Source organism: Streptomyces sp. CNQ329, from assembly GCF_000482585.1.
Genome location: NZ_AXVU01000028.1, coordinates 17818 through 43610, shown reverse-complemented (window position 1 = coordinate 43610; position 25793 = coordinate 17818). Strand labels below are relative to the sequence as shown.

The following is a 25793-nucleotide window of genomic DNA, read 5'->3' as shown; positions in this document are numbered from 1 at the left end:
ATCGGCCGCGGTGGACTGGTCAGCCGCCGCCGATGCGGGGGTTTGGGGGTGTTTGACGGGGTCAGTCGGTGGATTCCCCCTCGCCGAGCGTGACATCGACCGTCAACTCCTCCCCGTCCCTCTCGACGGTCAGGCTCAGGTCGTCACCCGGGCTGCGGCTGCGGATCTTGACGATCAACTCCTCACCGTTGTGCACGGCTTGGCCGTCGACCCCGGTGATGACGTCCCCCGGCTCGATGCCCGCGGTGTCGGCGGGGCCGCCCGGGGTGACCGGCTCGGTGCCGCCTTCCTCCGCGGAGAGGCCGACCTGGGCGCCGTCGCCGGTGTACTGCATGTTCAGCGTCACGCCGATGACGGGGTGCGTGGCCTTGCCGGTGTTGATCAGCTCCTCGGCGACCTCCGCGCCCTTGTTGACCGGTATGGCGAAGCCGAGGCCGATGCTGCCGCCCTGCTCGGTCCGCGGTTCGCCGCTGCCGTTGTCGGCGCCGCGGATGGCGCTGTTGATGCCGATCACGCGGCCCCGGGAGTCGAGCAGCGGCCCGCCGGAGTTCCCCGGGTTGATGGGGGCGTCGGTCTGCAGGGCGTTGACGTACGAGATGTCGCTGCCGTCGCCCTCCTCGCCGCCGGCGGTGATGGGGCGCTCCTTGGCGCTGATGATCCCGGCGGTGACGGTGTTGGGCAGGTCGTACGGCGCCCCGATGGCCACGACGGGGTCGCCGACGGCGACGGAGCGTGAGTTGCCGAGCGGCAGCGGCTTCAGCCCGGAAACACCCCTGACGCGGACGACGGCGAGGTCGTACCCGGCGTCGCCGCCGACGACCTCGGCGGACTTGGACTCGCCGCCGCTGAACGTCACCGTTATGTCGCCGCCCTCCTCGGCCGGCTGCACGACGTGGTTGTTGGTCAGGATGTGCCCGCGCCTGTCGAGGACGAAGCCGGTGCCGGTGCTCTGCTCGGCGACGCCGCTGACGCGCAGCGTCACCACCCCGGGCAGCGCGGACCGGGCGATCCCGGCGACGCTGCCGGGCGGCCGCTTGCCGCCGCCGTCGGCGGAGGAGGACTGGTCGAGTTCGAGCCGGCCGGGGGTGCCGTTGCGCTCGATGTAGCTGCCGATGGCGCCGCCGATGCCGCCGGCGACGAGCGCGATGACGAGAGCCCCGACGAGGGTGGCCACGCGCCCTTTGCGACGCTCCGGCGCGTGTGCCGCGTGCGCGGGTGCCCAGGGGTCGTACCGCTGCCACTGGCCCTGCGGCGAAGCCCCCTGCGGGAGGGCGCCCTGGGGCGTGGTCGCAGCGGGCCCGCCGGAGGGCCGCCCGGAGCCGTCGAACCCGGGGGCGCCGGAACCGGATCCGCCCGGCCCGGGCATGCCGTGCGCGGTGGGCTGCTGCGCGCCGGGAGGCCGTCCGGAGCCCTGGGGCCCGTGCCCGCCCGGCCCGTGCCCGCCCGGCGCGGGCGCGCCGCCGGGCGGTGGCGCGCCCTGTGCGGGGATCTGGGCGCCGGGCCCGTACGGCGCACGGGGCCCGCCCTGCGGCCCGGGGCCGCCGGGCGGGCCGGCGGGGCCGGCCTGCGGGGCGGGGTAGCGGGTGTCGGCGGGCGGGGGCCGGGGCGGCACGTCGTCCCCGCCGCTCCCGCCCGCGGTGGCGGGCGGCGCCGGGGCGTCGGCCGCGGGCCGCCGCGGGCCCGGGAGGTCCGCGGCGGGGCGGGCGCCGGAGTCGGAGATGACGGCGAGCTGCGTGGTGTCGTCGTCCTCCACGCCGCCCGGCCCCGGGGCGGCGGCCCCGTCCGGCCGGCCTGCCGCCTCGTCGCCGCCCCGGCGTGCCTGCGCGGTCCCGGCGGCGTCCCGCGGGTCCTGCCGGGGTGTCTCGCCGTATCCGCCGGACCGCCCGGAGGGGTCCGGCGGCGGGGCGTCCTCCGGGGTCTTCGCGGGGTCCTCCCGGCCGGAGGCGGCCGTACGGTCCCCGGGCGCGGGTTCGGGCGTCCTCGCGGGCTCTGCGGCGTCCTGCGGACCGTCTGCGGGCGCGGCCGGCGTCTCGGGGCCGTCCGGTCCGCCGTGCTGTGGCAGGGCCGCCCGGCCGGCTCTGGCACCCGCCACGGCCGACACCGCGGCGGGTATGTCTCTGCCGCCCGGCGAGTCCTCGGCCCCGGCCCCCGCGGCACCCGGGTACGGCCGCACGCCGACCTCCCAGGGCCGTGCGCCCGGGCCCTCGTCCTCGGCCGGGGCGGCGGGGGACGTACCGGCAGCCGGGTCGGTCGCGGCAGCGTCCTGGTCCCGGCCCACGGCGGACGAGGGGGCCTTCGAAGCCGGTGAGGGCGCGCTGTCCGGCTGCGCCGCGGTGCCTTCGGCGCCGGCGGTCACGGGCCGGGCCGGGAGCGCACCCGGCTCCGTGTCCGGCCCGCCGGTCTCCGGTGCCCGGTCCGCGGCTGTCGCCGGGCCGGGCGTCTCCGCCGCCCGGGGGCGCGTCGGGAGCGTGCCCCCGTCCGCCCTCGTGGCCGGCCCGCCGGTCTCCGCGGTGCGCGCAACCGGGTGGTCCGCGGCCCCGACCGGGCCGGCGGAGGCGTCCGTGCTCTGCACGGCCTCCTCGTCCGCACGCGGGGTCCCGGCCGGCCCACCCGCCGTGGCCGCGGCATCGCCCGGTACGGGTACGGCGTCCGCCACCGGTTCGGGGGTGCCGGCCGCCGGGGCCGGATCCTGTGCACCGTACGGACCCGCGCCCTGTGCCGGGGGCGGGCCGCCGTCAGCCGGCAGGCTCTCCGCGGGAGTCGCCGCGCCGTCAGCGACAGGCGTCTGCGTACCGCCCGCCGGGGCCGCCCCGGCGTCCGCCGCGCTCCCCGCAGCGGGGCGGCTCCGTTCCCTGTGGTAGTCGTCCTCCCCGTCACGCCACTCGCGCAGCGCCTGGCGCACGCGGCGCAACTGGTCCACCTCCGGGTCGTACCCCGGTGGCGGGCCCGCGTCCTCCGGCCGGGCCGCCGGTGGCACGGAGGTGTCGGAGTCGGCGGGCGGTCCGGTGGTGTCCGACTCGGCCTCGCGCGGAGGCTCGCCGGGCTCCTGCCTCCACCAACTCGGCTTCCCCTGGTCCATGTTCTCCCCACACGTTCCGCATGCGACTGGGCGCGGACCGTCGCGGCCCGCAGTTGTTGCTCACCCGCCGGGCAGGCCCTAGCGATTCAATCAGGTGCATGCGGTCCGGCGCATCGCCCGGGGACCGACGCCTCGCCGGTCCCCGTGGGCCGTCACTGCGGCGAGGGGGTGTTCCTCCCGCTCAGTGCGGTCTGCGGCGCGGACGTCGCCGGCTCGGCGGCCGCGAAGACCGACAGCAGCGGCGGCTGCGGCGTCGCGGTCGTCGCCGCCTTCGCGGAGGCGGCCATCTGCACCGGGCCGCTCTGCGTCGTGTACGGCTGGACCGGGCCGGCGTCCTGCGCGCCGCCGGTGGTGGAGAGCTGCGGGTCGTACGAATAGCGCGCGGGCTCGCCCCGGTCGCCGGGGGTGACCGCCGGGGAACCGCCCGCGGGGTCGATGGTCGATTCGATGGGCAGCGCGCCGCCCAGGGCGAGGGCGGCGAAGGACACCGCGCCGGCGGCGGCGAACGCGAAGCGCCGCCCGCGGGCGACGGAGGGCCGCTCGACCTGGTGGATCGGGAATCCGGGGCCGCCGTCGAGCACCGCGCCGTCGAGGACGCCGCCGCCGAAGCCGGAGGTCCGGGCCGCGCGGGTGCCACCGGGCCTGCCGCCCCCACGCGCGGTGCCGCCGGACCCGCCCCCGAAGGGCGACCGGCGGGCGGCGTCGTCGAGGTCGACGCCGGGCAGGTTCTCCAGCCGGGCCAGCAGCCCGTCCGAGGGCGCCGGCGGGGCGGCGGCGGAGAACACGCTCTTGAGCCGACGCTGCTCGTCGGCCTCCGCCTTGCACCGCGGACAGGTCGCCAGATGCGCGAGCACGCGGTCCCGCGAGTCGTGGGGCAGCTCCCCGTCGACCAGCGCCGCCAGCGCCTCGCCCAGGTGCTGCTCGGCGGGCGACAGCCCGCCCAGGCCGCTCACAGCGTTCCGCCCTCCTCGTCCGAGCCGTAGGCGCCCTGCCCGGCCCCGGCGAGCGAGCGCTGCTCGGCCCTCGCCTCCGGGGAGCGGTGCTTGAGCGCCTTGCGCAGGTGGGAACGGCCGCGGTGGATCCGGCTGCGGACCGTGCCCAGCTTGACGCCCAGGGTGGCGGCGATCTCCTCGTACGACAGACCCTCGATGTCGCACAGCACCACCGCCGCCCGGAACTCGGGCGCAAGGGTGTCCAGCGCCTGCTGGACGTCGGCGTCGAAGTGCGTGTCGTTGAAGTGCTGCTGCGGCGACGGCTCGCGGCTCGGCAGCCGCTCGGCGGCGTCGTCCCCGAGCGCGTCGAACCGGATGCGCTGCTTGCGCCGCACCTGGTCGAGGAAGAGGTTCGTGGTGATGCGGTGCAGCCAGCCCTCGAACGTCCCCGGGGTGTACGTCGACAGCGACCGGAAGACGCGGATGAAGACCTCCTGCGTGAGGTCCTCGGCGTCGTGCCGGTTCCCGGTGAGGCGATAGGCGAGACGGTAGACGCGACCGCTGTGGGTGCTGACGATCTCCTCCCACGAAGGCGGAGTCCACCCCTTGGACGACGCGTCGTCGGCCGGGAACGCGGAGAATCCGGCAACGGTCACGGTGTCGGTGGCGTGGCTGCGGTCGTCAGCATTGTCAGTCACGGATTTCGGCTCATCCGGTCCTCGGGACCCCCTGCGCAATCGCCGCAGGGCGCCCTGGTCGCCGGACGCGGCCGCACCTCCCCTGGTGGCTCTGGTGGTGTCCAGTAGGCCCCCTACCATATCCACCTCGCCCGTTAGCTCCGGATAAGCTCTTCCGACCGGTATTTTCCCGCATTCAGCGGAACCATCCCCGCCGGCATCCTTACCTCGTCCGTATCACTTCCGTCTCCCCCAACGCACGGTCCGGCCAGCAGGTTCCCAGGGGCAGCGGATACAGTCACGCTTGCGACGGATGCAGGTGCAGGTGCCAACGGGGAACAGGAGAAGGCGATTACCGGCAACCGGCTGGCGAGCTGGTCGTTCGCGGAGGCGTACGGCACGGACGGTGCCGCGGACGCCGGCAGCGGCCGGGCCGGGGTTACCCCGGGCGACCCGGCGGCTTCGACGCGTGCGCAGGGCTCGGCGACGGCGGCGCTGCACTGGGCCCGCCAGCGGGCCCTGGAGGCGGGGCTGCGCCAGGTGTCCGCGGGCGCCGGGGCCGCGCTGCGGCTGCTGGCGGCGACGGCCGGCGCCAAGGCGGTGGTCGAGATCGGCACCGGCACCGGGGTCTCCGGCATCCACCTGCTGCAGGGCATGCGCCCCGGCGGGGTCCTGACGACCGTGGACCCGGAGCCGGAGCGGCAGCAGTTCGCGCGCCAGGCCTTCCGGGCGGCGGGGTTCGCCGCGAACCGGGCGCGGATCATCGTCGGGCGGGCGCTGGACGTGCTGCCGCGGCTGGCCGACGGTTCGTACGACATGGTCTTCTGCGACGGCGACCCGCTGGAGTGCATGGATTATCTGGGCGAATCGTTGCGCCTGCTGCGCCCGGGCGGCGTCGTGTGCTTCGAGGGCGTCTTCGCCGACGGCCGCACCGTGGACTCCGCGGCCCAGCCCGACGAGGTGCAGAAACTGCGTGAACTGCTGCGCGCGGTGAAGGAGAGCCGGGAGCTGATGCCCGCACTGCTGCCGGTGGGGGACGGGCTGCTCTGCGCCGTCAAGCGAGAGGCGTGACGGACGTCACGGACGCGTCGGCCGGTCGGGGGCGCGACGGGCACCCGGGGCGCGTCGGCTCCGGGCCCGGAGGACGATCCGCCCCGGCCACCACGTGGCCGGGGCGCATGCGGGGTTCATCCGGACCTGGGTCCGACTAGCTGACGACCTTCTTCAGGGCGTCGCCGAGCGCGTCGGCTTCATCGGGGGTCAGCTCGACGACGAGCCGCCCGCCGCCTTCGAGCGGAACGCGCATGACGATGCCCCGCCCCTCCTTGGTCACCTCGAGCGGGCCGTCGCCCGTCCGCGGCTTCATGGCCGCCATGCTCGTTCCCCTTCCTGAAACCAGCTCTTCGTTGAGAAGCTTCGACGGCCCGTGGACAGGCTCGTCGCCACCGGCATCGAACACAGTGCTTCTCGCCCATTATCCCGCATTGCCGGTGCTGATGACCAACATCGGTCGGCATACTCTCGACGACGTGCGACCGCAAAACCTCCCAATTCCCGCCAGAGGGATGCGATACTGCGCCCTTCCCGGCCGAAGCATGCCGCGTTTCCATTTGACGCACGTCACATGTCGCGGGGACGTGATCTCCGCCATGCTGACGGCACCGGACGAGACGCGGCGCAGCCCCGGTGATCCGGGGCGTAGCGAAGGGAAGAGCATGGCGGACACCGTTCTGTACGACGTCGCCGACGGACTGGCGACCGTCACCCTCAACCGCCCGGACGCGATGAACGCCCTCGACAACGGGACCAAGAACGCCCTGCGCGACACCCTGCGGCAGGCGGCCGGGGACGACGCCGTACGGGCCGTGCTGCTCACCGGCGCGGGGCGGGCGTTCTGCGTGGGGCAGGACCTCAAGGAGCACATCGGCACCCTCACGGCGGCCCGGGCCGCGCAGCGTACGGACCACGCGATGGACACCGTCTCCGAGCACTACAACCCCATCACCGCCACCCTGGCCGGGATGCCGAAGCCGGTGGTCGCGGGCGTGAACGGGGTCGCCGCGGGGGCCGGCGCGGGCTTCGCGTTCGCGGCGGACTACCGGGTGGTGGCCGACAGCGCGTCGTTCAACACCTCGTTCGCGGGCGTCGCGCTGACCGCGGACTCCGGGGTCTCCTGGACCCTCCCCCGCCTCGTCGGCCACGGCCGGGCCGCCGACCTGCTGCTCTTCCCGCGCCGGATCTCCGCGGACGAGGCACTGGCGCTGGGGATCGCCAACGTCGTCGTGCCGGCCGCGGACCTGGCCGCCGAGGCGGCGGCGGTGGCCCGCAGGCTCGCGGCGGGTCCGACGGGGGCGTACGCGGCGATCAAGGAGTCGCTGGCGTACGGGGCGGGGCACGGCCTGGCGGAGACGCTGGCCAAGGAGGCGGAGCTGCAGTCCCGGGCGGGGGCGTCGGAGGACCACAGGATCGCGGTGGAGTCCTTCGTGGCGAAGGAGGAGCCGCGCTTCACGGGCCGCTGAACGCGTCCGCCTCACGGGGCCGGGCAGGCGCTGCCCCGCCGGGTCCCGGCGGGGGCGTCAGCGGGACGGGGAGCGCCGGCGGCTCCGGCTGTGGCCGGGCTCGCGGGTGATCTCCGGCGCACGTGCGCGCCGGGCGGACGGGGCCGCCGCCGCGGCGGTCCGGCCCGCATGCGGCCGGACCGCGGCCCTGCCCGCTTCTAGCGCACGTGGCAGTCGGCGAGGTGGTCGTCGACCAGGCCGCACGCCTGCATCAGCGCGTACGCCGTCGTCGGCCCGACGAACCGCACGCCGCGCCGCTTCAGCTCCTTGGCCAGCGCCGTCGACTCCGGCGTGACGGCCGGAACGTCCGCGGTCGTGCGCGGCGCGGGGCGGCCGGCGGGGTCCGGGGCGTACGACCAGATCAGGCCGTCCAGCTCGCCGGTGCTCCAGCCGGCGAGGGTCTTGGCGTTGGCGATCGTGGCCTGCACCTTCAGCCGGTTGCGGATGATGCCCGGATCGGCGAGCAGCCGGCGCTCGTCCTCGGCGCCGAACTCCGCCACCGCGGCGATCGCGAAGCCGGCGAAGGCGGCCCGGAAGCCCTCGCGGCGGCGCAGGATCGTCAGCCAGGACAGCCCGGACTGGAACGCTTCCAGCGACAGCCGCTCGAAGAGCGCGTCGTCGCCGTGCACGGGCCGGCCCCACTCCTCGTCGTGGTACGCGACGTAGTCCTCGGAGGACAGCCCCCACGGGCAGCGCAGCAGCCCGTCGGGCCCGGCCACGGCCCCGCCGTCGGCGCTCATGGCCGCCCGTCCCGGCCGTCCGCCTCCACACCGCCGTTGCCGCGGCCGTCCAGGTCCCGGTCGGCCCAGTCCGCACCGCCGCCCAGACCCCCGATGCCCAGGTCCGTGCCTCCGAAGCCCGCCCCCCGGTAGTCCGCCGGGGCGGGCGGCGCGTCCTCGTACGCCTGCCCGCCGAGCCGTCCGCCGCGGTACGCCGCCGCGTGCGCACCCGCCAGGGCCGCCTCCAGCTCCGCGATCCGCGCGTCCCGCTCCGCCAGCTCCGCGGCGACGCGGTCGAGCGCGTCGTCCACGTCGTCCATGCGGTACCCGCGCAGCGCGACCGGCAGCCGCAGCGCGTCGATGTCGGCGCGCCCGAGGGGGCGGTCGGGCGGCAGCGGGTCGTGCAGCCGGTCCGGCCGCGGCTCGGTGAGCTCCTCCTCGCCGTTTCCCGCCAGCACGACGGTGACCGCGGCGACGACCGCGACCATGGCGATGAGCATGAACCAGAACACGATGTCTCCCCGTGGACAGCCGGGCGCCGGATGGCCTCGCCCGGTACGCCGGGTGGCTGCGCCCCACCATAGCCGGGGGATGTGACAGCCCCCACGGCCCGGCGTACGGACCGCCGCGGCACCGCGCACGCCGCGCCGCCGCCCTGCCGCGCCCGCGGGCTAAGGTCGCTGGAGGAGGCCGGGGCCGCCGTCCCGGAGGGTGTCAGAGGAGGCAGCATGCTGCGACTGGGGTCGCGCACTTTCGCCGCGCACGAGCCGGTGATCATGGCGATCGTCAACAGGACCCCGGACTCCTTCTACGACCAGGGCGCCACGTTCCGCGACGAGCCCGCACTCGCCCGCGTCGAGCAGGCCGTCGCGGAGGGTGCGGCGATCATCGACGTCGGCGGGGTGAAGGCGGGCCCCGGCGAGGAGGTGTCGGCCGCGGAGGAGGTACGCCGCACGGCGGGCTTCATCGCCGAGGTGCGCCGCCGCCACCCGGACGTCGTCATCAGCGTCGACACCTGGCGGCACGAGGTCGCCGAGGCCGCCTGCGCGGCCGGGGCGGATGTGCTGAACGATGCCTGGGGCGGCGTCGATCCGCTGGTCGCCGAGGTCGCCGCCCGGCACGGCGCGGGGCTCGTGTGCACCCACGCGGGCGGCGTGCCGCCGCGCACCCGGCCGCACCGCATCGCCTACGAGGACGTGATGGCCGACATCCTGCGGGTCACCCTGGGGCTCGCGGAGCGGGCCGTGGAGCTGGGCGTACGCCGCGACGGGATCATGATCGACCCCGGTCACGACTTCGGGAAGAACACCCGGCACTCCCTGGAGGCCACCCGCCGGCTCGGTGAGATGACGGCGACGGGCTGGCCCGTGCTCGTCTCGCTGTCGAACAAGGACTTCGTCGGCGAGACGCTGGACACACCGGTCAAGGAGCGGCTGGTCGGCACGCTCGCCACCACGGCCGTCTCGGCGTGGCTGGGAGCACAGGTGTACCGGGTGCACGAGGTGGCCGAGACCCGGCAGGTGCTGGAGATGGTGGCCGCCATCGCCGGCCACCGCCCGCCCGCGGTCGCCCGCCGCGGTCTCGCCTGACCTCCCCCCGTACGGGCCCGGGGCTGCCGCGGCGCTACGGGGTCTCCTTCGTGACCAGCCCCACGGCCTCGGCCACGTCGTCCGTGATGTGGAACAGGTCCAGGTCCCGCTCCGCGGCCTTGCCGCCGTCCACGACGGTCTTGCGCAGCCAGTCGACGAGCCCGCCCCAGTACTCGCTGCCGAAGAGGACGATCGGGAACCGCGTCACCTTCTTCGTCTGCACCAGGGTCAGCGCCTCGAACAGCTCGTCCATCGTGCCGAAGCCGCCGGGCAGCACCACGAAGCCCTGGGAGTACTTCACGAAGCATGTCTTGCGCACGAAGAAGTAGCGGAAGTTCACGCCGAGGTCCACGTACCTGTTGAGCCCCTGCTCGAAGGGCAGCTCGATACCCAGCCCCACGGACAGCCCGCCGGCCTCCAGCGCGCCCTTGTTCGCCGCCTCCATCACCCCGGGCCCGCCGCCGGTGATCACCCCGAAGCCGGCCTCCACCAGCCCCTTGCCGATCGCGATGCCCCGCGCGTACTCCTGGCTGTCGGGTGTCGTACGGGCCGATCCGAAGACGCTGATCGCCGGGCCCACCTCGGCGAGCGCGCCGAACCCCTCGACGAACTCCGCCTGCATCCGCAGCACCCGCCACGGGTCCTCGTGCACGTACTCCGCGGCGCGCTCCCGGGTGTCCAGCAGGTGCTGGTCCATCGTCCCGCGCTGGATGCGGCTGCGGCGGCGGAGGACGGGGCCGAGCCGCTGCTCCCTGAACTCGTCCCGGTTGCCCACAGGCGCGCTCCCTTCCTCGTGGTTCCTCATGGTTTTCTACGGATTCGTACGGCTTCTCGTGATTCCGCAGGACTCTCCCCGTACGACGATCTCCGGCCCAGGCTAGGCGAAGCCGCTCGAAGCCATGTGAACCCCGGCCGGAACCACGGCGGAACAGCCGGTGACGGGGGCCGCGCTCACGCGGTGAGCCAGGCCCGCAGCCGCTCCTCGCAGTGGTGGATACGGGCCGTGTGCACGTGCTCGTCGCGCTTGTGCGCGTAGTTCGGGTCGCCGGGTCCGTAGTTCACCGCCGGGACGCCGAGGGCGGTGAAGCGGGCGACGTCCGTCCAGCCGTACTTCGGCCGCGGGGTGCCGCCGACGGCGGCCGTGAACGCGGCGGCTGCGGGGTGGCCCAGCCCCGGCAGCGCGCCCGGGGAACTGTCCTCGACGGTGATCTCCGCGATGCCGCAGCCGTCGAAGAACTCCCGCACGAAGGCGATGGCCTGCTCCTCCGAGCGGTCCGGGGCGTAGCGGAAGTTGACGGTGACCTCGCAGACGTCGGGCACGACGTTGCCGGCGACGCCGCCGGAGACGCGGACGGCGTTGAGGCCCTCGCGGTACTCCAGGCCGTCGATGACGGCTTTCCTCGATTCGTACGCCGCGAGCCGGGCCAGTGCCGGGGCGGCGGCGTGGATGGCGTTGGCGCCGAGCCAACTGCGCGCGGAGTGGGCGCGTTCGCCCTCTGTACGGAGGACGGCACGCAGCGTCCCCTGGCAGCCGCCCTCGATCTCGCCGTCGGACGGCTCCAGCAGCACGGCGAAGTCGCCCGCGAGCCAGCCGGGGCGGTGCTCGGCGAGGCGGCGCAGGCCGTTGCGGGAGGCGTCGACCTCCTCGTTGTCGTAGAAGACGAACGTGAGGTCGCGGTTGGGCGCGGGCACGGTGGCGGCGATGCGCAGTTGGACGGCGACACCCGCCTTCATGTCCGAGGTGCCGCAGCCCCACAGGACGCCGTCCTCGTACGTGCCGTCGAGGCGCGAGGGTACGTTGCCGGCGATGGGCACGGTGTCGAGGTGCCCGGCGAGGACGACGCGCTCGGCACGGCCCAGCCGGGTCCGGGCGACGACGGCGTCGCCGTCGCGGTCCACCTCCAGGTGGCCGAGGCGCCGCAGCGCGGTCTCGACGGCGTCGGCGAGCTGCTTCTCCTCACCGCTGACCGAGGCCGTGTCGACGAGCTGGGCGGTGAGCCGTGCGGCATCGAGCGTCAAGTCCATGCCGACGACCCTAAGGCCACGAGCGCCGTGCCCCTCGCACCGTCCGTCCGCCGTCCGTCCGGCATCCGTCCGGCATCCGTGCGCCGTATGCCGCCCCGCGGACGCCGCCCCGCCGGTCCCGGCGAACGCGGCTGTCCGCCGCGGACGCTACGGTGGGCCCGTGCCCGCCTCAGACGTCCTCCGCCGCCGCCTCCTTCGCGCACTGGTCGCGCTCGCGGTGCTCGGCGGCGTGGGCGCGTACCTGCTGGTCCACCTCAACACGGGCGGCGGGCCCGCGCCCCGCTGCGAGGTGCGCGGCAAGGGCGAGGAGGAGCCGTACGAGCTGGATCCCGAACAGGCCGCCAACGCCGCGACGATAAGCGCGGTGGCGTCCTCGCGGCGGCTGCCCGAACGCGCGGTGACCATCGCGATCGCCACGGCCATGCAGGAGTCGGAGCTGCGCAACATCGAGCACGGCGACCGTGATTCGCTCGGGCTGTTCCAGCAGCGCCCGTCCCAGGGCTGGGGCACGGAGGAGCAGATCCTCGACCCGGTGTACTCCACCGGCAAGTTCTACGAGCACCTGGCGGAGATCCCCGGCTATTCCCGGCTGCCGCTCACCGAGGCCGCGCAGCGCGTGCAGCGCAGCGGCTTCCCGCAGGCGTACGCGAAGCACGAGCCCGCCGCCGCCCGGCTGTCCGCCGCGCTGACGGGCCGCGCCGGCGGCGCCTTCACCTGCACGACGGCGAAGGGCGACACCCGCTCGGGCGACCCCGCGGCGGTGCGCAAGGCGCTGAAGCGGGAGTTCGGCGCCGGTGTGCTGCCCGAGCCCGAAGCGGGCGGCTCCGGCGAGGGGACCGGGAGCGCGGGCCGGGGCGGCGGCAGCCAGGTGCTGGTGCTGCCGGTCTCCGCCGACGGCGCGGGCGGCGGTGCGGACGCGAAGGGCCGCGGCTGGGAGCTGGCGCACTGGGCGGTGGCCCAGGCGCCGCGGCTGCGCGTCGCGCAGGTGTCCTTCGCGGGCCGCGAGTGGCGGGCCGAGGACTCGGCCGCCGGCTGGCGGGAGGCCGAGGGCGCGCACGCCCGGGCGGGCGCCGTGTCGGTCCGTATCGTCATCGAGCCGTAGCCCACCACGCCCCGTACGGGCGAAGCCGGCCGGCGAAGGCTGACGGCGGACACCGCTTCCGTCTCCTCCTCCCGACCCGGCGCCTGCCCGGCGAGGGGCGGTCCACGGACCGTCGAGCGCCGCTCGGGCAGACCTGCTTCACCCCGTTTTCCGGTGACGCAGATTATGCGACGCATTACCAACTCTTTACACGGGGCAGCCGCAACCTTCCGGCGGCTCACGCGGTAGTCACAGCGTCCGCACGGCGGACGTGACCAGTCAGCTACCCTCCGTCAAAGGAGCACCATGTCCCACCCCCTGAAGCGCCACTTCGCCCGGGTCGCACTCGTCGTCGCCGCGGGTGCCGCACCGGTCGTCGGCGCCGCGGGTGCCGCCAGCGCCGTCGAGCTGCCCAGCACGAACGGCCTGGCCCCGGTCAGCGCCCTGGAATCCGGCTCGCTGCCCGCGACCGCCTCCCGGACCGGCGGCGAGGTGCTCACCGCCGGTGCCGAGACCGCGAACAAGCTGAGCGAGAGCGCCCCGCCCGCCGCCGAGAAGGCCCTGGGCACGCTCCAGGAAAGCACCGGCAAGTCCGTCAAGAAGGGCCGGGCCGCGGTCGGCGGTGCCACCTCGAACCTGGCCCCCGACCTGCCCGCGTCGAGCCTGGGTATCTGAAGCCTGTCCGGCTGACCCACGAGGCCGCCGGCGGCCCGCGGAGCCGTCCTCCGCGGGCCCGGCGGCTCGTCGGCCCCGCGCGCGGCTCATCCGTCGCGCCACGGGCCCCGCCGGCGGCGCCCCGGGCTCAGCCCCGTAGGGCCCGCAGTCGCTCCACGGCGGCGGCCACTCGCTCGTCCGTGGCCGTGAAGGCCACCCGCACGAACCGCTCCCCCGCGGAGCCGTAGAACTCGCCGGGCGCCACCGCGATCCCCAGCTTCGCCAGCTCGGCGACCGTGTCCCAGCACGGTTCGTCCCGCGTCGCCCACAGGTAGAGCGACGCCTCGCTGTGCTCGATCCGGAAGCCCGCACCCGTCAGCGCCTCGCGCAGCGCGGCCCGCCGACGGGCGTAGCGCTCGCGCTGCTCGGCCACGTGCCGCCCGTCGCCCAGCGCGGCGATCATCGCCTGCTGCACCGGCTTCGGCACCATCATCCCCGTGTGCTTGCGCACCGCGACCAGCTCGCGCACCACCGCCGCGTCACCGCCGGCGAACCCCGCGCGGTAGCCGGCGAGATTGGAGCGCTTCGACAGCGAATGGACGGCGAGCAGTCCCTCGTACGAGCCCTCGCTGACCGACGGGTGCAGCACGGAGACCGGGTCGGACTCCCAGCCCAGCTCCACGTAGCACTCGTCGGAGGCGACGAGCACCCCGTGCGCGCGTGCCCAGGCCACCGCGCGGCGCAACTCGGCCGCGTCCATGGTGCGTCCGGTGGGGTTCGACGGGGTGTTGAGCCAGAGCAGCTTCACGCGCGAGGGGTCGAGGTCCGTGACCGGATCGGCGTACGTCACGGGCTCGGCCCGCGCCGTCAGCGCCCCGATCTCGTACGTCGGGTAGGCGAGCTGCGGATACGCCACCTGGTCCCCCGGCTCCAGGCCCAGCAGCGTCGGCAGCCAGCCGACCAGTTCCTTGGTGCCGATCGCCGGGAGCACCGCGTCCGGCCCGGTCTCCGCCCCGAGCCGCCGGCCGAACCAGCCGGCGATGGCCTCGCGCAGCGCCGGGGAGCCCCAGGCGAACGGATAGCCGGGGCTGTCCGAGGCGTCCGCGAGCGCAGCCCTGATCACCTCGGGCACGGGGTCGACGGGGGTGCCGACGGACAGGTCGACGATGCCGCCGGGGTGGGCGGCGGCGGCGGTCTTGTAGGGCTCCAGCCGGTCCCAGGGGAAGACGGGCAGCCGGGAGGTGACGGGTCGCACTCTCACTGTCCTCAGTCGACGCGACCGCCCCCGCCGATCGGCCCGGGGCCGATGAGGCGGGGGCACCGCGTGTTCGCCGTGGTACTCAGGTGTTACTCGTCGTGCTCCTGCGGCGGGAGGGCCGCGACGATCGGGTGGTCCCGCTCGATCAGCCCGAGCTTCGAGGCGCCACCGGGCGAACCGAGATCGTCGAAGAACTCTACGTTCACCTTGTAGTAGTCCTTCCACTCCTCCGGGGTGTCGTCCTCGTAGAAGATCGCCTCCACGGGGCAGACCGGCTCGCAAGCACCGCAGTCGACGCACTCGTCCGGGTGGATGTACAAGAACCTCTGGCCCTCGTAGATGCAGTCGACGGGGCACTCCTCAATGCAGGCCTTGTCCTTGAGGTCCACACAAGGCTCTGCGATGACGTAGGTCACGCTGTCGTTCCTCCTCGATCAGGCTGGCGGCGCGGGAGCGCGGCGTGTCGATGCCCGCACCTAGTATCTCCGTTCCCGGGCACGGAACGAACAAGAGGGGCGTGGAGAGCTGTGGAATTCACCACTGGGGCGCGGCTCGACATCCGCATCACCCACGCTGACGTGGGAAAACGCGTTTCCGTACGACGACTGACAGATGCCTGCGAGTCAGACGCGCGGTTCACCGACGCGGTCGGCGTGCTCACATCGTGGGATGCGGGGGAGCTTCGTCTCACGAAGCGGAACGGCCAGGTGGTACGGATTTCGGAGGCCGCGGTGGTGGCGGCGAAGGTCGTGCCCGCCGCGCCCGCGCGGCGGCGGGGACCCGCGGCGACGGCGGCGGAACTGACCCGGGTGGCGGCACGGGGGTGGCCGCCGGTGACGGCCGAGCGGCTGGGCGACTGGACGCTGCGGGCCTCGGACGGCTTCACGAGCCGCGCCAACTCGGTGCTGCCGCTGGGCGGCCCCGGGCTGCCGCTGGACGCGGCGCTGGCACGGGTGACGCGGTGGTACGGGGAACGGGGGCTCCCGGCGCTGGTGCAGGTCGCGACGGGCGCGGCGGGGACGGCGGAGCCGCTGGCGGCGGAGCTGGACGCGCGGGGCTGGACGGTCCGGCGGGCGGCGCTGATGCAGATCGGCGAGCTGGCGCCGGTGGCGGACAGGGGTGAGGCGGGACGGGTGGAGCTGTCCCGTACGACATCGGCGCAGTGGTTCTCGCTCTACCACCGGGGCGCGGAGCTGACGCCCGCGGCGCGGACGGTGCTGGAGGGCGGCCCGTCGGTGTGGTTCGCGACGGTCCCGGGCCCGGACGGCGGCCCGGCGGCGATCGGCCGTTGCGTGGTGGACGGGCGCTGGGCGGGCTTCGCGGCGGTCGAGGTCGCCCCGGCCCACCGCCGCGGCGGTCTGGCCACGACGGTGATGGCGGCCCTCGCCGCGCGCGCCCTGGAGGAGGGCGCCTCGGCGGCGTACCTCCAGGTGGAACCGGACAACGCCCCCGCCGTGGCCCTCTACAAGGGCCTGGGCTTCACCACCCACCACGCCTACCACTACCGCCACCACCCGACGGCGTAGGACCCGTCCCACTCCGGGAGCACCCGTCACGCGCGCGGCGGTGCCCTCGCCCCGCGGTCGGGAGCGACCGGCAGCCCCCTGCGCAGTCGCCCTTCCGCCTGCGATCGCACGCACCGGCCTCTCCCCGCGCCCCGGGGGCGTGGGGCCCCTGCGTCGTCCCCCCGCGGGCGAACGGCGCCAGATCTGCGGCAGGCCCCGCCGGGGCAGGTCCCGCGGCCGGGCGGCACACCCCCGCGGGGCGGGCAGAGGGGGCCGCCCGGCCGGACGCAGCCGCGCCGCGGAGGGGCGCAGGCCGTCTCGCACGGCCGGGTTCCGCCCGCGCCGGCCCGGGGCCGCCATCGCAGCACCCGCGCCCGCACCGGCCGGGCCCACCGGCCCGCCAGGAGCACGGTCCCCGGCGGCCGGCCTGCCACCGCGCGGCGGACACCCGCCCGGCGGAACCCGCACAGCGCAGGCCCGCACCGCGGAAACCGGCGCGGCCGTGCCGCCGCCTGCACCCGCCGGCCGACGCCGCACGGCTCGCACCGTCCCCACCGGTCTCACATTGGGCGGGACGCGCGCCGTGGTGCGTCGCACAATGGGGGGCATGAGCACGTCCGGGGTCGGTGACCGGGCCCGGTTCGCGGAGGAGGCCCGCGCGCCGCGGCCCGATCTTGCGCTGCTCTGCCTGCTCGTCGCCGCCGAGACCGATCCCGGGCTCGACGAGGGCGGCATCGACGCCGTGCAGATCGAGCTGGACGAGCTGGCCGGGCAGTTGCCGTACGCGCCCGGCGGACCCCGCGCGTGGGCGCGGGCCGCCGCCGAACTGCTCGGGGAGCGCTACGGGTTCCGCGGCACGCCCGGCGACTACCGGCGGCTGGAGTCGTCCCAACTGCACGAGGTGCTGCGCCGCCGCCGCGGGCTGCCCATCATGCTCTCCGTGATCTGGATGGAGGTCGCCCGCCGCGCCGGTGCCCCGGTGTACGGCGTGGCCCTCCCCGGGCACTTCGTCGTCGGCTTCGGTCCGCCCCCCGTCGGTCCCCCGCCGGCCGGTGCGCCCGCGGGCGGCTCGACGCACGGGCCGACGCACGGGCCGCCGACCGTGCGGCCCGCCGAGCCGGCCGCGGGCGACGCCGTGCTGGCCGACCCCTTCGACGGCGGCCGGCTCCTCTCCCCCGCCGACGCCGAGCTGCTCGTCGCCGAGGCCACCGGAGGCGAGCCGCTGTCACCCTCCATGCTCGTACCCGCCGGTTCGCTGGACATCGTGCTGCGCATCCTCAACAACATCCGCGCCTGGGCCGCGCCCCGCCCCGAGCACTCCGACGTCCAGCTCGCCGCCGTCGAACTCGCCCTGCTGCTCCCCGGGCACCCCGCCCGGCTGCGCCACGAGCGCGCGCAACTCCTCATCGCCCGGGGTGACTTCGTCACGGGGGCGGCGGAGCTGGAGGAGTACGCCTCGGTGATAGCGGCGATGGAGCCGCAGGCCGCCGACACCCTGCGCCGCCAGGCCCGCGCCGCCCGTGCCCGCCTCAACTGAGCACGGCCCCCGTAAGGACGCAGGGAGGCCGGTGCCGCGGCACGGCACCGGCCTCTCTCCTGACGGCGTACGCGCTACTCCTTCACCGGAGCCGCAGCCTCGGTGTCCTCCAGCGCGGCGAGCGCCTTGTCCATGATGACCTCTTCCGCCCGCTCCACCGTCGGCTCCTCCGGGAAGTGGCACGCCGTCAGGTGCCCTCCGCGGTTGCCGTCGATCTGCACCAGCGGCGGTTCCTTCTCGGCGCACAGGTCCTGCGCCTTCCAGCACCGCGTACGGAACCGGCACCCCGACGGCGGGTTGATCGGCGACGGCACGTCGCCCGCCAGCCGGATGCGCTCGCGCGGCACCTCCTCCTCGTCGTCCGAGAGGGTCGCCTCCGGGACGGCCGAGAGCAGGGCGTGGGTGTACGGGTGCCGCGGCCGGGCGTAGATGTCGTCCCGGTCGCCGATCTCGACGATCTTCCCCAGGTACATGACCGCGACGCGCTGCGAGAAGTGCCGGACGACCGCCAGGTCGTGCGCGATGAACAGGAACGCGATGCCCATCTCCCGCTGCAGTTCCTGCAGCAGGTTGACGACCTGCGCCTGGATCGACACGTCCAGCGCCGAGACCGGCTCGTCCGCCACGATCAGCTTGGGCTGGAGCGCGAGTGCCCGCGCGACCCCGATGCGCTGGCGCTGGCCGCCGGAGAACTCGTGCGGGAAGCGGTTGTAGTGCTCGGGGTTGAGGCCGACGGTCTCCAGCAGCTCCCGGACCCGCTTCTCCCGCCCGCCGGGCGGGTTGATCCCGTTGACCTCCATCGGGCTGTTGATGATGGTGCCGACGGTCTGCCGCGGGTTCAGCGACGAGTACGGGTCCTGGAAGATCATCTGGATCTCGGACCTGATCGGCGCCAGCTCCTTGCGCTTGGCGTGCGTGATGTCCTGGCCGCGGTACGTGATCGTGCCGCCGGTCGGCTCCAGCAGCCGCGTCAGCAGCCGCCCGGTCGTCGACTTGCCGCAGCCGGACTCGCCGACCAGGCCCAGGCTCTCGGCCGCGCGCACCTCCAGGTCGACACCGTCGACCGCCTGCACCGCGCCGACCCGCCGCTTGACCGGGAAGCCGCCCATGATCGGGAAGTGCTTCGTGAGCCCCTCGACGGACAGCAGCTCCTCGCCCGCCGTGGCCGGCGTGTCGTCCCGGGGGCCGGGGAGAGTGAGTTCTTCGCTCATGGTGGTCTGTCGCTCCCTAGCCCAGCCGGGGCTTGATCTGCTCGATGAAGATGTCCTGCTTCTGCCCGGCGCTCAGGTGGCAGGCGGCCCCGCGGCCCTCGGGCAGCGCCGGCCGGTCCGTGCGGCAGGCCGCGCCGCCCACGTCGCCCACGAACCCGCACCGCGGGTGGAACGGGCAGCCCGGCGGCGGGCTCAGCAGGCTGGGCGGGGTGCCCTTGATCGGCGTCAGCGGCACGGACACGTCCGACGACAGCCGCGGCATGCTGCTCAGCAGGCCCCACGTGTAGGGGTGCTGCGGCTGGCGCAGCACCTCGCGCGTGGTGCCGCGCTCCACGGCGCGCCCCGCGTACATCACCAGGATGTCGTCCGCGACGTTCGCGATGACGCCGAGGTCGTGGGTGATGAAGACGATCGCGGAGCCGAACTCGTCCTGGAGGTTCCTGATCAGGTCGAGGATCTGCGCCTGCACGGTCACGTCGAGCGCGGTGGTCGGCTCGTCGGCGATCAGCAGGTCGGGGTTGCAGACGAGCGCCATCGCGATCATGGCGCGCTGCCGCATGCCGCCGGAGAACTGGTGCGGGTAGTCGTTCGCGCGCAGCTTGGCGTTGGGGATGCCGACCTTGTCGAGCATCTCCACGGCCCGCTCGTGGGCGGCACGCTTGGAGACGCCCGTGTGCTTGCGGTACGGCTCGGCGATCTGCCGGCCGACCGTGTAGAACGGCGAGAGCGCGGTCAGCGGATCCTGGAAGATCATCGCCATCTTGTTGCCGCGCAGCTTCTCCAGCTTGCGCTCGGGCGCGCCGATCAGTTCCTCGCCGTCGAGGCTGATCGAGCCCTCGATGTTGGTGAACATCTTGTTGTGCAGGCCCAGCACGGTCAGGTTGGTGACCGACTTGCCGGAGCCGGACTCGCCGACGATGCCCAGGGTCTTGCCGCGCTCGACGTCGAAGGAGAGACCGTCGACGGCCTTGACGACGCCGTCCTCGGTGGTGAACTGCACGCGCAGGTCCTGCACCGAGAGGAAGGCACCGTCCGCGGACGGAGCGGATCCTTCCGCTTCCTTGGTCAGGGTGGTCACTGCTCTTCTCCTAGGACAGACGGATGCGCGGGTCGATGAAGGCGTACGCCGTATCGACGATGACGTTCATCAGGATGATCATGGTGGACGAGAACAGCAGCACGCCCATGAGCACGGGCAGGTCCGCCCTGAACACGGAATTGATGGAGAGGTTGCCGAGCCCCGGCAGCGAGAACGTGTACTCGGTGATGATCGCGCCGCCCAGCAGGGAGCCGAGGTCGATACCGAAGATCGTGACGACCGGGATCAGGGCACCGCGCCAGGCGTAGCGGAAGAAGACCGTACGCCCCGACATGCCCTTGGCCTTCGCCGTTCTGACGTGCTCCTCCTGCAACTGCTCGATCATCGTGGACCGCACCATACGGGTGTAGTTCGACGCGAAGATCGTGGAGAGCACCGCCCAGGGGAGGATCAGTCCCACCACCCATTTCCATGGGTTCTCGGTGAAGGGGTTGTACGTCGGGTCGCCGAAGAGTCCGGTGCTGTACACGAGTGCCCAGAGCACGAGCGGGCCGATGAAGTAGATCTGCAGCGAGCCGATGATCAGCGAGCTGCCGCTGACGAACTTGTCGAGCGCCGTGCCGCGCCGCCAGGCGGCGACCATGCCGGCGCCGACGCCGAAGAAGAGGAAGACGATCGCCGCGCCGATGGTGAGCGACAGCGTGGTGGGGAAGCGGTCCTGGATGAGGGTGAGGACGTTCTCGTCGTGCACGAAGGAGCGGCCCAGGCAGGGCGCCGGGCAGTCGCCCGTCGGGTAGGACCGGCCGGTGAAGATGCCGGACAGGAAGTTCCAGTACTGCACGGGGACGGGATCGTCGAGCCCGAGGGACCTGCGGATCAGTTCGAGGTTCTCCGGCGTGCACTTCTCGCCGCAGGAGATGCGGGCGGGATCACGCGGGATGGCGAAGAACAGGAAGAAACAGACCGCGCTGAGGATCAGCAGGATGATCAATGCGCCGATTGTCCGGCGAATCAGGAAACGAAGCATGACTGTGGGCTGCTTTCGAAGGACAAAGCGGCGACGTGGGATGAAGGGTGGTGCGCGGGGGCCGCCGATCGGGCGGCCCCCGCGTACCGGGGACGGTGCTTACTGCTTGAGGTAGAGCTTGCGCAGGTCGATGTCACCGATGACGTCGTCGTACTGGACGCCGCCGACGTTCGAGCCGTAGAGCTGGATCTGCTTGTAGTACGTCATGGGGATGTTGGAGATCAGGTCCTCCACCACGTACTGGGTGAGCTTGTTCCACTCCTTGGCCGCCTCGGCCGGGTCCGAGATCTTCTGGACCCGGTCGATCTCCTTGTTCAGGAAGTCGTCGTTGGTGTGCGAGTAGTTCGACGCGCCGTCCTGGATCTGCCGGCCGTCGTACAGCGGCGGGACCACGGTGCTGGCCGACGGCCAGTCGGCGCCCCACGCGCTCACGTACATGTCGAACTCGTTGTCCACGACACCGATCTCGTCGTAGTACGTCTCGGCCGAGATCTCCTTGCGCTGGACGTCGAAGCCCGCCTCTTCGAGGGTCGCCTCCATCGAAGGCGAGTAGTTCTGGCCCTCGGGGGTGTTGATGTAACCCCAGGTGAGCTTGTAACCGGTCTCGCCGGCCTCTTCGAGGATCTTCTTGGCCTTGGCCGGGTCACCCAGCGGCTTCTTCAGCTTGCCGAAGGGGTCGTAGCCCTCCTCGTAGCCGGAGACGGTCGGGCTCAGCAGACCGCCGGCCAGCTCCATGCCCTGCGGGCCGCCGAACGCCTGCTGGTAGGGCTGGATGGGCAGCGCGTACGCGATGGCCTCGCGGACCTTCTTGTTCTTGACCCGGTCCATGTTGATGGCCATCTGGGCGACGTACGGCTGGTAGCCGTTGACCGAGCGCTTCTGGGCCTCGGCGTCCTTGTTCAGCTTCGGCAGCGTGGCGGCGTCCACGTTGTTGGTGAAGCTGATCGAGTTCTTGTTCACGCCCTTGTCGGCCATCAGCCGCTCGGCCGAGGTCTCGAACTGGATGTTGAACGTGATCTCGTACTTGTCCGGGTAGGCGTTCCGCGTCGCGTCGGTCGCCGGGTCCCAGTGCTCGTTCTTGACCAGCGTCATCGACTTGCCGGTCTTGAAGGACTCGATCTTGTACGGGCCCGCGGTCATCGGGTCCTTGTCGTACTTCTCCTGGGTGTCCTTCGCCTCGGAGACCATCGAGTAGCCCGGCATCGCCAGGGCGTACGGGAGGTCCGGCTTGGGCTCCTCGAACTTGAAGACGATGGTCTTGTCGTCCGGCGTCTCCAGGATGGAGTCCGGCAGGTGGTCACCCTCGAACGGGCCCTTGGGCAGCAGGTCGCGGTACCCGGTGCCGGGCTCGTTGGCCAGCCACTGCTGGATGAAGACCGGACCGTCGTTGATGAACTCGGCGAACTGCCGCTCGAAGGTGTGCCGGACGTCCTTGGACGTGATGTCCGTGCCGTCGGCCCACTTGATGTTGTCCTTGAGCGTGTACGTCCAGGTGCGGCCGCCGTCGGAGGGCTTGCCGCTGTCCGTGGCGAGGTCGCCGACGAGCGTCTGCTTGCCCTTGAAGTCGGCCTTGTAGCCGGTCAGCCCGCGGTGGATCAGCCTCGCCAGGGCGCCTTCGTCCGAGACGTATATCTGTCCCGGGTCGAGGTGCGCGTAGCTGTCGCGCTGCATGACGGGGATCGTGCCGCCCTCCTGGGCACCCTTCACCTCGGGGGCGGGGCCGGTGGACGCCTTGGCGTCACCGAACGGGATCTGCGCCTGCTGCTCCGCCGCCTTCTTCTTCTCGTCCTGCTGCGTGTCGGTGTTCTCCGAGCCGCTGCTGCAGCCGCTGAGGGCCAGAGCCCCCGCGGCGAGCCCCGCCACTACGGCGTGCGATCTGCGTGCACCCCTGATTCTCACTGTCTACCACCCTGTCTGTAGGTCTTGCGTTGCTGTGTGCGTGTTCACCCGTTGCCACGGCGGTCGCACCCTGGCGGCGGTACGAACGTCAGCGCGCGGCCTTCGGATCGAACGCGTCGCGGACGGAGTCCCCCAGCAGGTTGAAGGCGACCACGAAGATCACCATGGCCATGCCGGGGAAGAACATGAACGTGGGAACGGTCTCGGACACGTCCGCGGCCCGCTGGAACATCAGCCCCCAGTCGGGGGTCGGGTTCACCAGGCCGACGCCGAGGAACGACAGTCCCGCGGCGTTCGTCACGACGAGCGGCAGCTCGAAGGTTCCCTGCACGAGGATGGGTGTGACGAGGTTCGGCAGCATCTCCTTGCGGATGATTCGCCAGTTCGACGCCCCGCTCACCTTGGCGGCCTCGACGAACTCGCGCTCCCGCATCGACAGCGCGACACCGCGCACGATCCGGGCCATGCGCATCCAGTTCAGCGCCGCGAGCACGCCGATCAGCACCGCGATCCGCAGCCAGGTGGGCGTCGCGTCCTCGGGAGCGACGAACATCGCGGTGATGACGGGCATGAACGCCACGAAGAACAACTGGCTCGGGAACGCCAGCATCAGGTCGGTGAACCGGCCGATGAGCGTGTCGGTGCGGCCGCCCGTGAAGCCGGCGGCGACGCCCATCAGGACGCCGACGCCGACAGTGAGGATCGTCACCGCGACCGCGATGGCAAGCGAGGTCCGGATGCTGTATATGAGCAGCGTGAAGACGTCGCGGCCGAGGATGGGCTCAAGGCCGAACCAGAACTCGCCGCTGATACCGCCGTTGGGCTTGATCGGGTAGCCGAGAGGGTCGAACAGCTCGGGCTTGCCGGTTGCCGAGTTGTAGAGCGTGTACGGCGACTTGCCGTACAGCTTCGAGATCAGCGGGGCGAGGATCGCGATCAGCACGAAGAAGCCGACGATATACGCGGAGATGACCCCCGCGCGGTCGCGCTTGAAGCGCTGCCACATCAGCTGACCGGGCGATTTGCCGATGTGCTCGGCGGTGCCCCGGCCATCGCCCCCCTCTGCCTTGACGGGTTCGAGCATTGTGGGCTCGGACCCCGTCGGGGCAGCCTCGGATGGACTCGTCATTGGCGTTGTGCTCCCGAACCGGATGAGAGCCGCAGCGCCCGTGCACGCTGCGGTGGTTGACGGGACTTTCGCAACCGATTCATCCCCCAGTCAAGGGGGTGACGGGGGAAGCTGAGGTGCGGAATCGCTTCTTGAGCGTAAGTTTTGCAGATTGAGGTCCGTACGTGCTTGACAAGCCGCCTTAGTGACCGACATATGCGACAAAGTACACTGAAGGTCGTTAACACATCGGCAACCCATCTGTCGCATCACCGATATACGAACGCGTCACTCTGGGGAGCGTACGGCCGTGCGGGTGCCGTCCCCCGGCCGGGTCCGTCCTGCGGGCCGGATCCGGCCGGGATCCGGGCCGCCCCCTGCCGCCCGCCGCCGTCCCGGCGATCATGCCGCGGGTGTTGTCCGGGGCTGCGGTGAGGTGTAGACCTGGGTGCCGTGTGGGCCCAAAAGGCGCACGGTTGCATATCGGGGGTCTTCCGGCGATGGAACAAGGACACATAGTGGGGCGTGGCGCACGCGTCTTCGGTGCCGTGTGCTGCGCGCTCCTCGCTCTTCTCTCGCTCCTGTGGATCGGCCGCGACGTCGACGCCGCGGCGAGCCTGTCCGACCTGTGGTGGTCCTGGGCGGGCTCTCCCGAGGCTTCCCCTGCGCGCCCCTGGGGCACCTCCCTCTACGACCCCGTCCTCGTCTGCGTGTACGCCGTCGTGGGCGCCACCGCCCTGCACTCCACCGCCGCCGGCGGCGCCCTCGGTGCGGCCGGTGCCGTGACGATTCTGCTGCGCGCCCCCGCGCTGTGGACGCTGACGGCCGACTGGATGCAGAACGTCGACCAGGATCTGCGCAACCGCGCGCTGCTCTCCGCCGGCGTCGCCGTCACCCTCGGCGCGGTGCTGCTCATCGCCGTCGCCGCCGGCCGCCGGCCCGAGGAGTCCGCCGGCACCGACTACCTGCTGCCCGACGAGCAGCCGCCGCGCCGGCCGGCCCGCGGCGCCGGGGCCACCGGCACGGTCTTCCTCGCCCTCGCCGCGCTGGCGTTCGCCGCGTGGGAGGTGCGCCGGGCCGCGGTCGCCGGCTGGGACGCGTACGGCAAGCGGCTCACCGGCGAGCACACCACGTACGCGCTGCTGCAGCCCCCGGTCGCGTACGGCAAGGGGGCGCTCGCCGCCCTGTGCTTCGTGGCCGCGGTGGCCGCGGCGAAGCGCGCCCCGGTGTCCCGCCCGCTGGGCATGACCGCCGGCGCCCTCGTCCTGGGCTGGGGCGCTGCCGAGACCTCCGTCCATCTGAAGCACGAGGTCTTCGAGAACTTCGGCGCCCTGGGCACGGAATACCAGGTGCAGGCCGGCACGTCGATCGGGCTGCTGCTCGCCGGCTTCGTCATCCTCTTCGCGCTCGCCGGCCGCGGGGAGGAGCGCGACCCCGTGAACGAGCCGCTCGCCCGCTGGCAGGAGCCCTCCTCCCAGCCCCCCTGGTGACCACACGGCGACAGCCGCATCCCCCCTCCCGGACGCCCCTGCCGCCCCTCCGCCGCGGCCTCCCGCGTGCGACCCCTCCATGCGCCGGTGCGCCGAACGATGCACAGGCACCGATAGTTATGATGCGTGCGCGCGACGGGCATGCATCACGTGGCCCGTCAGATGACCCCGACCGCAGGTCCCGGGAGGTGAGCCGAATGGCTCTGTCGATCTCGCTAGTGCTGCTGCTCGCGATCATCGTCTACTTGCTCATCAAGAAGAGTGGCCTGAAGGGCGGGCACGCTGCCGTGTGCATCCTGCTGGGCTTCTACCTCGCGAGCTCGTCCATGGCACCGACGATCGACGATGTGACACAGAACGTTGCGGGGATGATCGAGAGCATCGATCTCTGACCCGGGGGACCTT

The 25793-nt window shown here is 73.1% G+C and carries 24 protein-coding genes; 9 read left to right on the top strand and 15 right to left on the bottom strand.

What is annotated here, in order from left to right:
- Window positions 1–61: 61 nt before the first annotated feature.
- From I003_RS0119570 to sigE, 3 genes are all read right to left on the bottom strand, one after another.
- Entirely contained in the window at window positions 62–3079 is a 3018-nt protein-coding gene (locus I003_RS0119570; RefSeq protein ID WP_027773053.1) for a trypsin-like peptidase domain-containing protein, read from the bottom strand.
- A 152-nt stretch (window positions 3080–3231) separates the two neighbouring features.
- On the bottom strand, window positions 3232–4032 hold the full coding sequence (locus tag I003_RS0119565; RefSeq protein ID WP_027773052.1) for an anti-sigma factor: 801 nt from the start codon (window positions 4030–4032) through the stop codon (window positions 3232–3234).
- Window positions 4029–4829, bottom strand: a complete 801-nt coding sequence (gene sigE / locus I003_RS0119560) for an RNA polymerase sigma factor SigE (protein WP_199784327.1) — start codon at window positions 4827–4829, stop codon at window positions 4029–4031. Before sigE ends, I003_RS0119565 begins: the two co-directional genes overlap by 4 nt.
- A gap of 354 nt (window positions 4830–5183) precedes the next feature.
- Between sigE and I003_RS0119555 the strand changes: the two genes are divergently transcribed.
- A complete protein-coding gene (locus tag I003_RS0119555; RefSeq protein ID WP_486584299.1) occupies window positions 5184–5759 on the top strand; it encodes an O-methyltransferase in 576 nt (191 codons plus the stop codon).
- 136 nt (window positions 5760–5895) lie between these two features.
- Here I003_RS0119555 and I003_RS34960 read toward each other — a convergent pair whose 3' ends face one another.
- Window positions 5896–6063, bottom strand: coding sequence for a DUF3117 domain-containing protein (locus I003_RS34960; RefSeq protein ID WP_018834979.1), 168 nt, complete (start codon window positions 6061–6063; stop codon window positions 5896–5898).
- 340 nt (window positions 6064–6403) lie between these two features.
- On the opposite strand from I003_RS34960, the gene chcB reads away from it, so the two are divergent.
- Window positions 6404–7207, top strand: coding sequence for a 2-cyclohexenylcarbonyl CoA isomerase (gene chcB, locus I003_RS0119545; RefSeq protein WP_027773050.1), 804 nt, complete (start codon window positions 6404–6406; stop codon window positions 7205–7207).
- A gap of 197 nt (window positions 7208–7404) precedes the next feature.
- Here chcB and I003_RS0119540 read toward each other — a convergent pair whose 3' ends face one another.
- Window positions 7405–7986 (bottom strand): DNA-3-methyladenine glycosylase I, encoded by a 582-nt coding sequence (locus tag I003_RS0119540; RefSeq protein WP_027773049.1) that lies wholly within the window; start codon window positions 7984–7986, stop codon window positions 7405–7407.
- The gene (locus I003_RS0119535) at window positions 7983–8477 is read right to left on the bottom strand and encodes a DivIVA domain-containing protein (RefSeq protein WP_027773048.1); all 495 of its coding nucleotides are present in this window, start codon (window positions 8475–8477) and stop codon (window positions 7983–7985) included. Before I003_RS0119535 ends, I003_RS0119540 begins: the two co-directional genes overlap by 4 nt.
- Window positions 8478–8693: 216 nt before the next feature.
- On the opposite strand from I003_RS0119535, the gene folP reads away from it, so the two are divergent.
- Window positions 8694–9554, top strand: coding sequence for a dihydropteroate synthase (gene folP / locus I003_RS0119530; protein WP_027773047.1), 861 nt, complete (start codon window positions 8694–8696; stop codon window positions 9552–9554).
- 34 nt (window positions 9555–9588) lie between these two features.
- Here the strand turns inward: folP and I003_RS0119525 are convergent, their stop codons facing one another.
- Together I003_RS0119525 and dapE are read right to left on the bottom strand one after the other, a co-directional pair.
- Entirely contained in the window at window positions 9589–10359 is a 771-nt protein-coding gene (locus tag I003_RS0119525) for an LOG family protein (RefSeq protein ID WP_051368340.1), read from the bottom strand.
- A 146-nt stretch (window positions 10360–10505) separates the two neighbouring features.
- Entirely contained in the window at window positions 10506–11579 is a 1074-nt protein-coding gene (gene dapE / locus I003_RS0119520; RefSeq protein WP_027773045.1) for a succinyl-diaminopimelate desuccinylase, read from the bottom strand.
- A 160-nt stretch (window positions 11580–11739) separates the two neighbouring features.
- On the opposite strand from dapE, the gene I003_RS0119515 reads away from it, so the two are divergent.
- Together I003_RS0119515 and I003_RS0119510 are read left to right on the top strand one after the other, a co-directional pair.
- Complete coding sequence (locus I003_RS0119515; RefSeq protein WP_027773044.1) at window positions 11740–12681, top strand: hypothetical protein; 942 nt, start codon at window positions 11740–11742, stop codon at window positions 12679–12681.
- A gap of 285 nt (window positions 12682–12966) precedes the next feature.
- Window positions 12967–13335: a hypothetical protein gene (locus I003_RS0119510; RefSeq protein WP_027773043.1), complete on the top strand. Its 369-nt coding sequence runs from the start codon at window positions 12967–12969 to the stop codon at window positions 13333–13335.
- A gap of 127 nt (window positions 13336–13462) precedes the next feature.
- Here the strand turns inward: I003_RS0119510 and dapC are convergent, their stop codons facing one another.
- Together dapC and fdxA are read right to left on the bottom strand one after the other, a co-directional pair.
- The gene (gene dapC / locus I003_RS0119505; protein ID WP_027773042.1) at window positions 13463–14569 is read right to left on the bottom strand and encodes a succinyldiaminopimelate transaminase; all 1107 of its coding nucleotides are present in this window, start codon (window positions 14567–14569) and stop codon (window positions 13463–13465) included.
- 92 nt (window positions 14570–14661) lie between these two features.
- Entirely contained in the window at window positions 14662–14988 is a 327-nt protein-coding gene (gene fdxA / locus I003_RS0119500; protein WP_027754067.1) for a ferredoxin, read from the bottom strand.
- Between the two features lie 111 nt (window positions 14989–15099).
- Between fdxA and I003_RS0119495 the strand changes: the two genes are divergently transcribed.
- Together I003_RS0119495 and I003_RS0119490 are read left to right on the top strand one after the other, a co-directional pair.
- On the top strand, window positions 15100–16098 hold the full coding sequence (locus tag I003_RS0119495; protein WP_027773041.1) for a GNAT family N-acetyltransferase: 999 nt from the start codon (window positions 15100–15102) through the stop codon (window positions 16096–16098).
- A 586-nt stretch (window positions 16099–16684) separates the two neighbouring features.
- A complete protein-coding gene (locus I003_RS0119490) occupies window positions 16685–17614 on the top strand; it encodes a transglutaminase-like domain-containing protein (protein WP_051368339.1) in 930 nt (309 codons plus the stop codon).
- Between the two features lie 74 nt (window positions 17615–17688).
- Here I003_RS0119490 and I003_RS0119485 read toward each other — a convergent pair whose 3' ends face one another.
- The 5 genes from I003_RS0119485 to I003_RS0119465 form a co-directional block, all read right to left on the bottom strand.
- Window positions 17689–18825: a dipeptide ABC transporter ATP-binding protein gene (locus I003_RS0119485; RefSeq protein WP_027773039.1), complete on the bottom strand. Its 1137-nt coding sequence runs from the start codon at window positions 18823–18825 to the stop codon at window positions 17689–17691.
- A 16-nt stretch (window positions 18826–18841) separates the two neighbouring features.
- A complete protein-coding gene (locus I003_RS0119480; protein ID WP_027773038.1) occupies window positions 18842–19903 on the bottom strand; it encodes an ABC transporter ATP-binding protein in 1062 nt (353 codons plus the stop codon).
- Between the two features lie 10 nt (window positions 19904–19913).
- Complete coding sequence (locus I003_RS0119475) at window positions 19914–20891, bottom strand: ABC transporter permease (protein ID WP_027773037.1); 978 nt, start codon at window positions 20889–20891, stop codon at window positions 19914–19916.
- Window positions 20892–20990: 99 nt separating this feature from the next.
- Entirely contained in the window at window positions 20991–22790 is a 1800-nt protein-coding gene (locus I003_RS0119470; RefSeq protein ID WP_486584294.1) for an ABC transporter substrate-binding protein, read from the bottom strand.
- 88 nt (window positions 22791–22878) lie between these two features.
- Entirely contained in the window at window positions 22879–23919 is a 1041-nt protein-coding gene (locus I003_RS0119465; protein ID WP_027773035.1) for an ABC transporter permease subunit, read from the bottom strand.
- A 497-nt stretch (window positions 23920–24416) separates the two neighbouring features.
- Here I003_RS0119465 and I003_RS0119460 point away from each other — a divergent pair, with 497 nt between their 5' ends.
- A complete protein-coding gene (locus I003_RS0119460; RefSeq protein WP_027773034.1) occupies window positions 24417–25388 on the top strand; it encodes a hypothetical protein in 972 nt (323 codons plus the stop codon).
- A gap of 197 nt (window positions 25389–25585) precedes the next feature.
- A complete protein-coding gene (locus I003_RS0119455) occupies window positions 25586–25780 on the top strand; it encodes a hypothetical protein (protein WP_027773033.1) in 195 nt (64 codons plus the stop codon).
- Window positions 25781–25793: the final 13 nt, after the last annotated feature.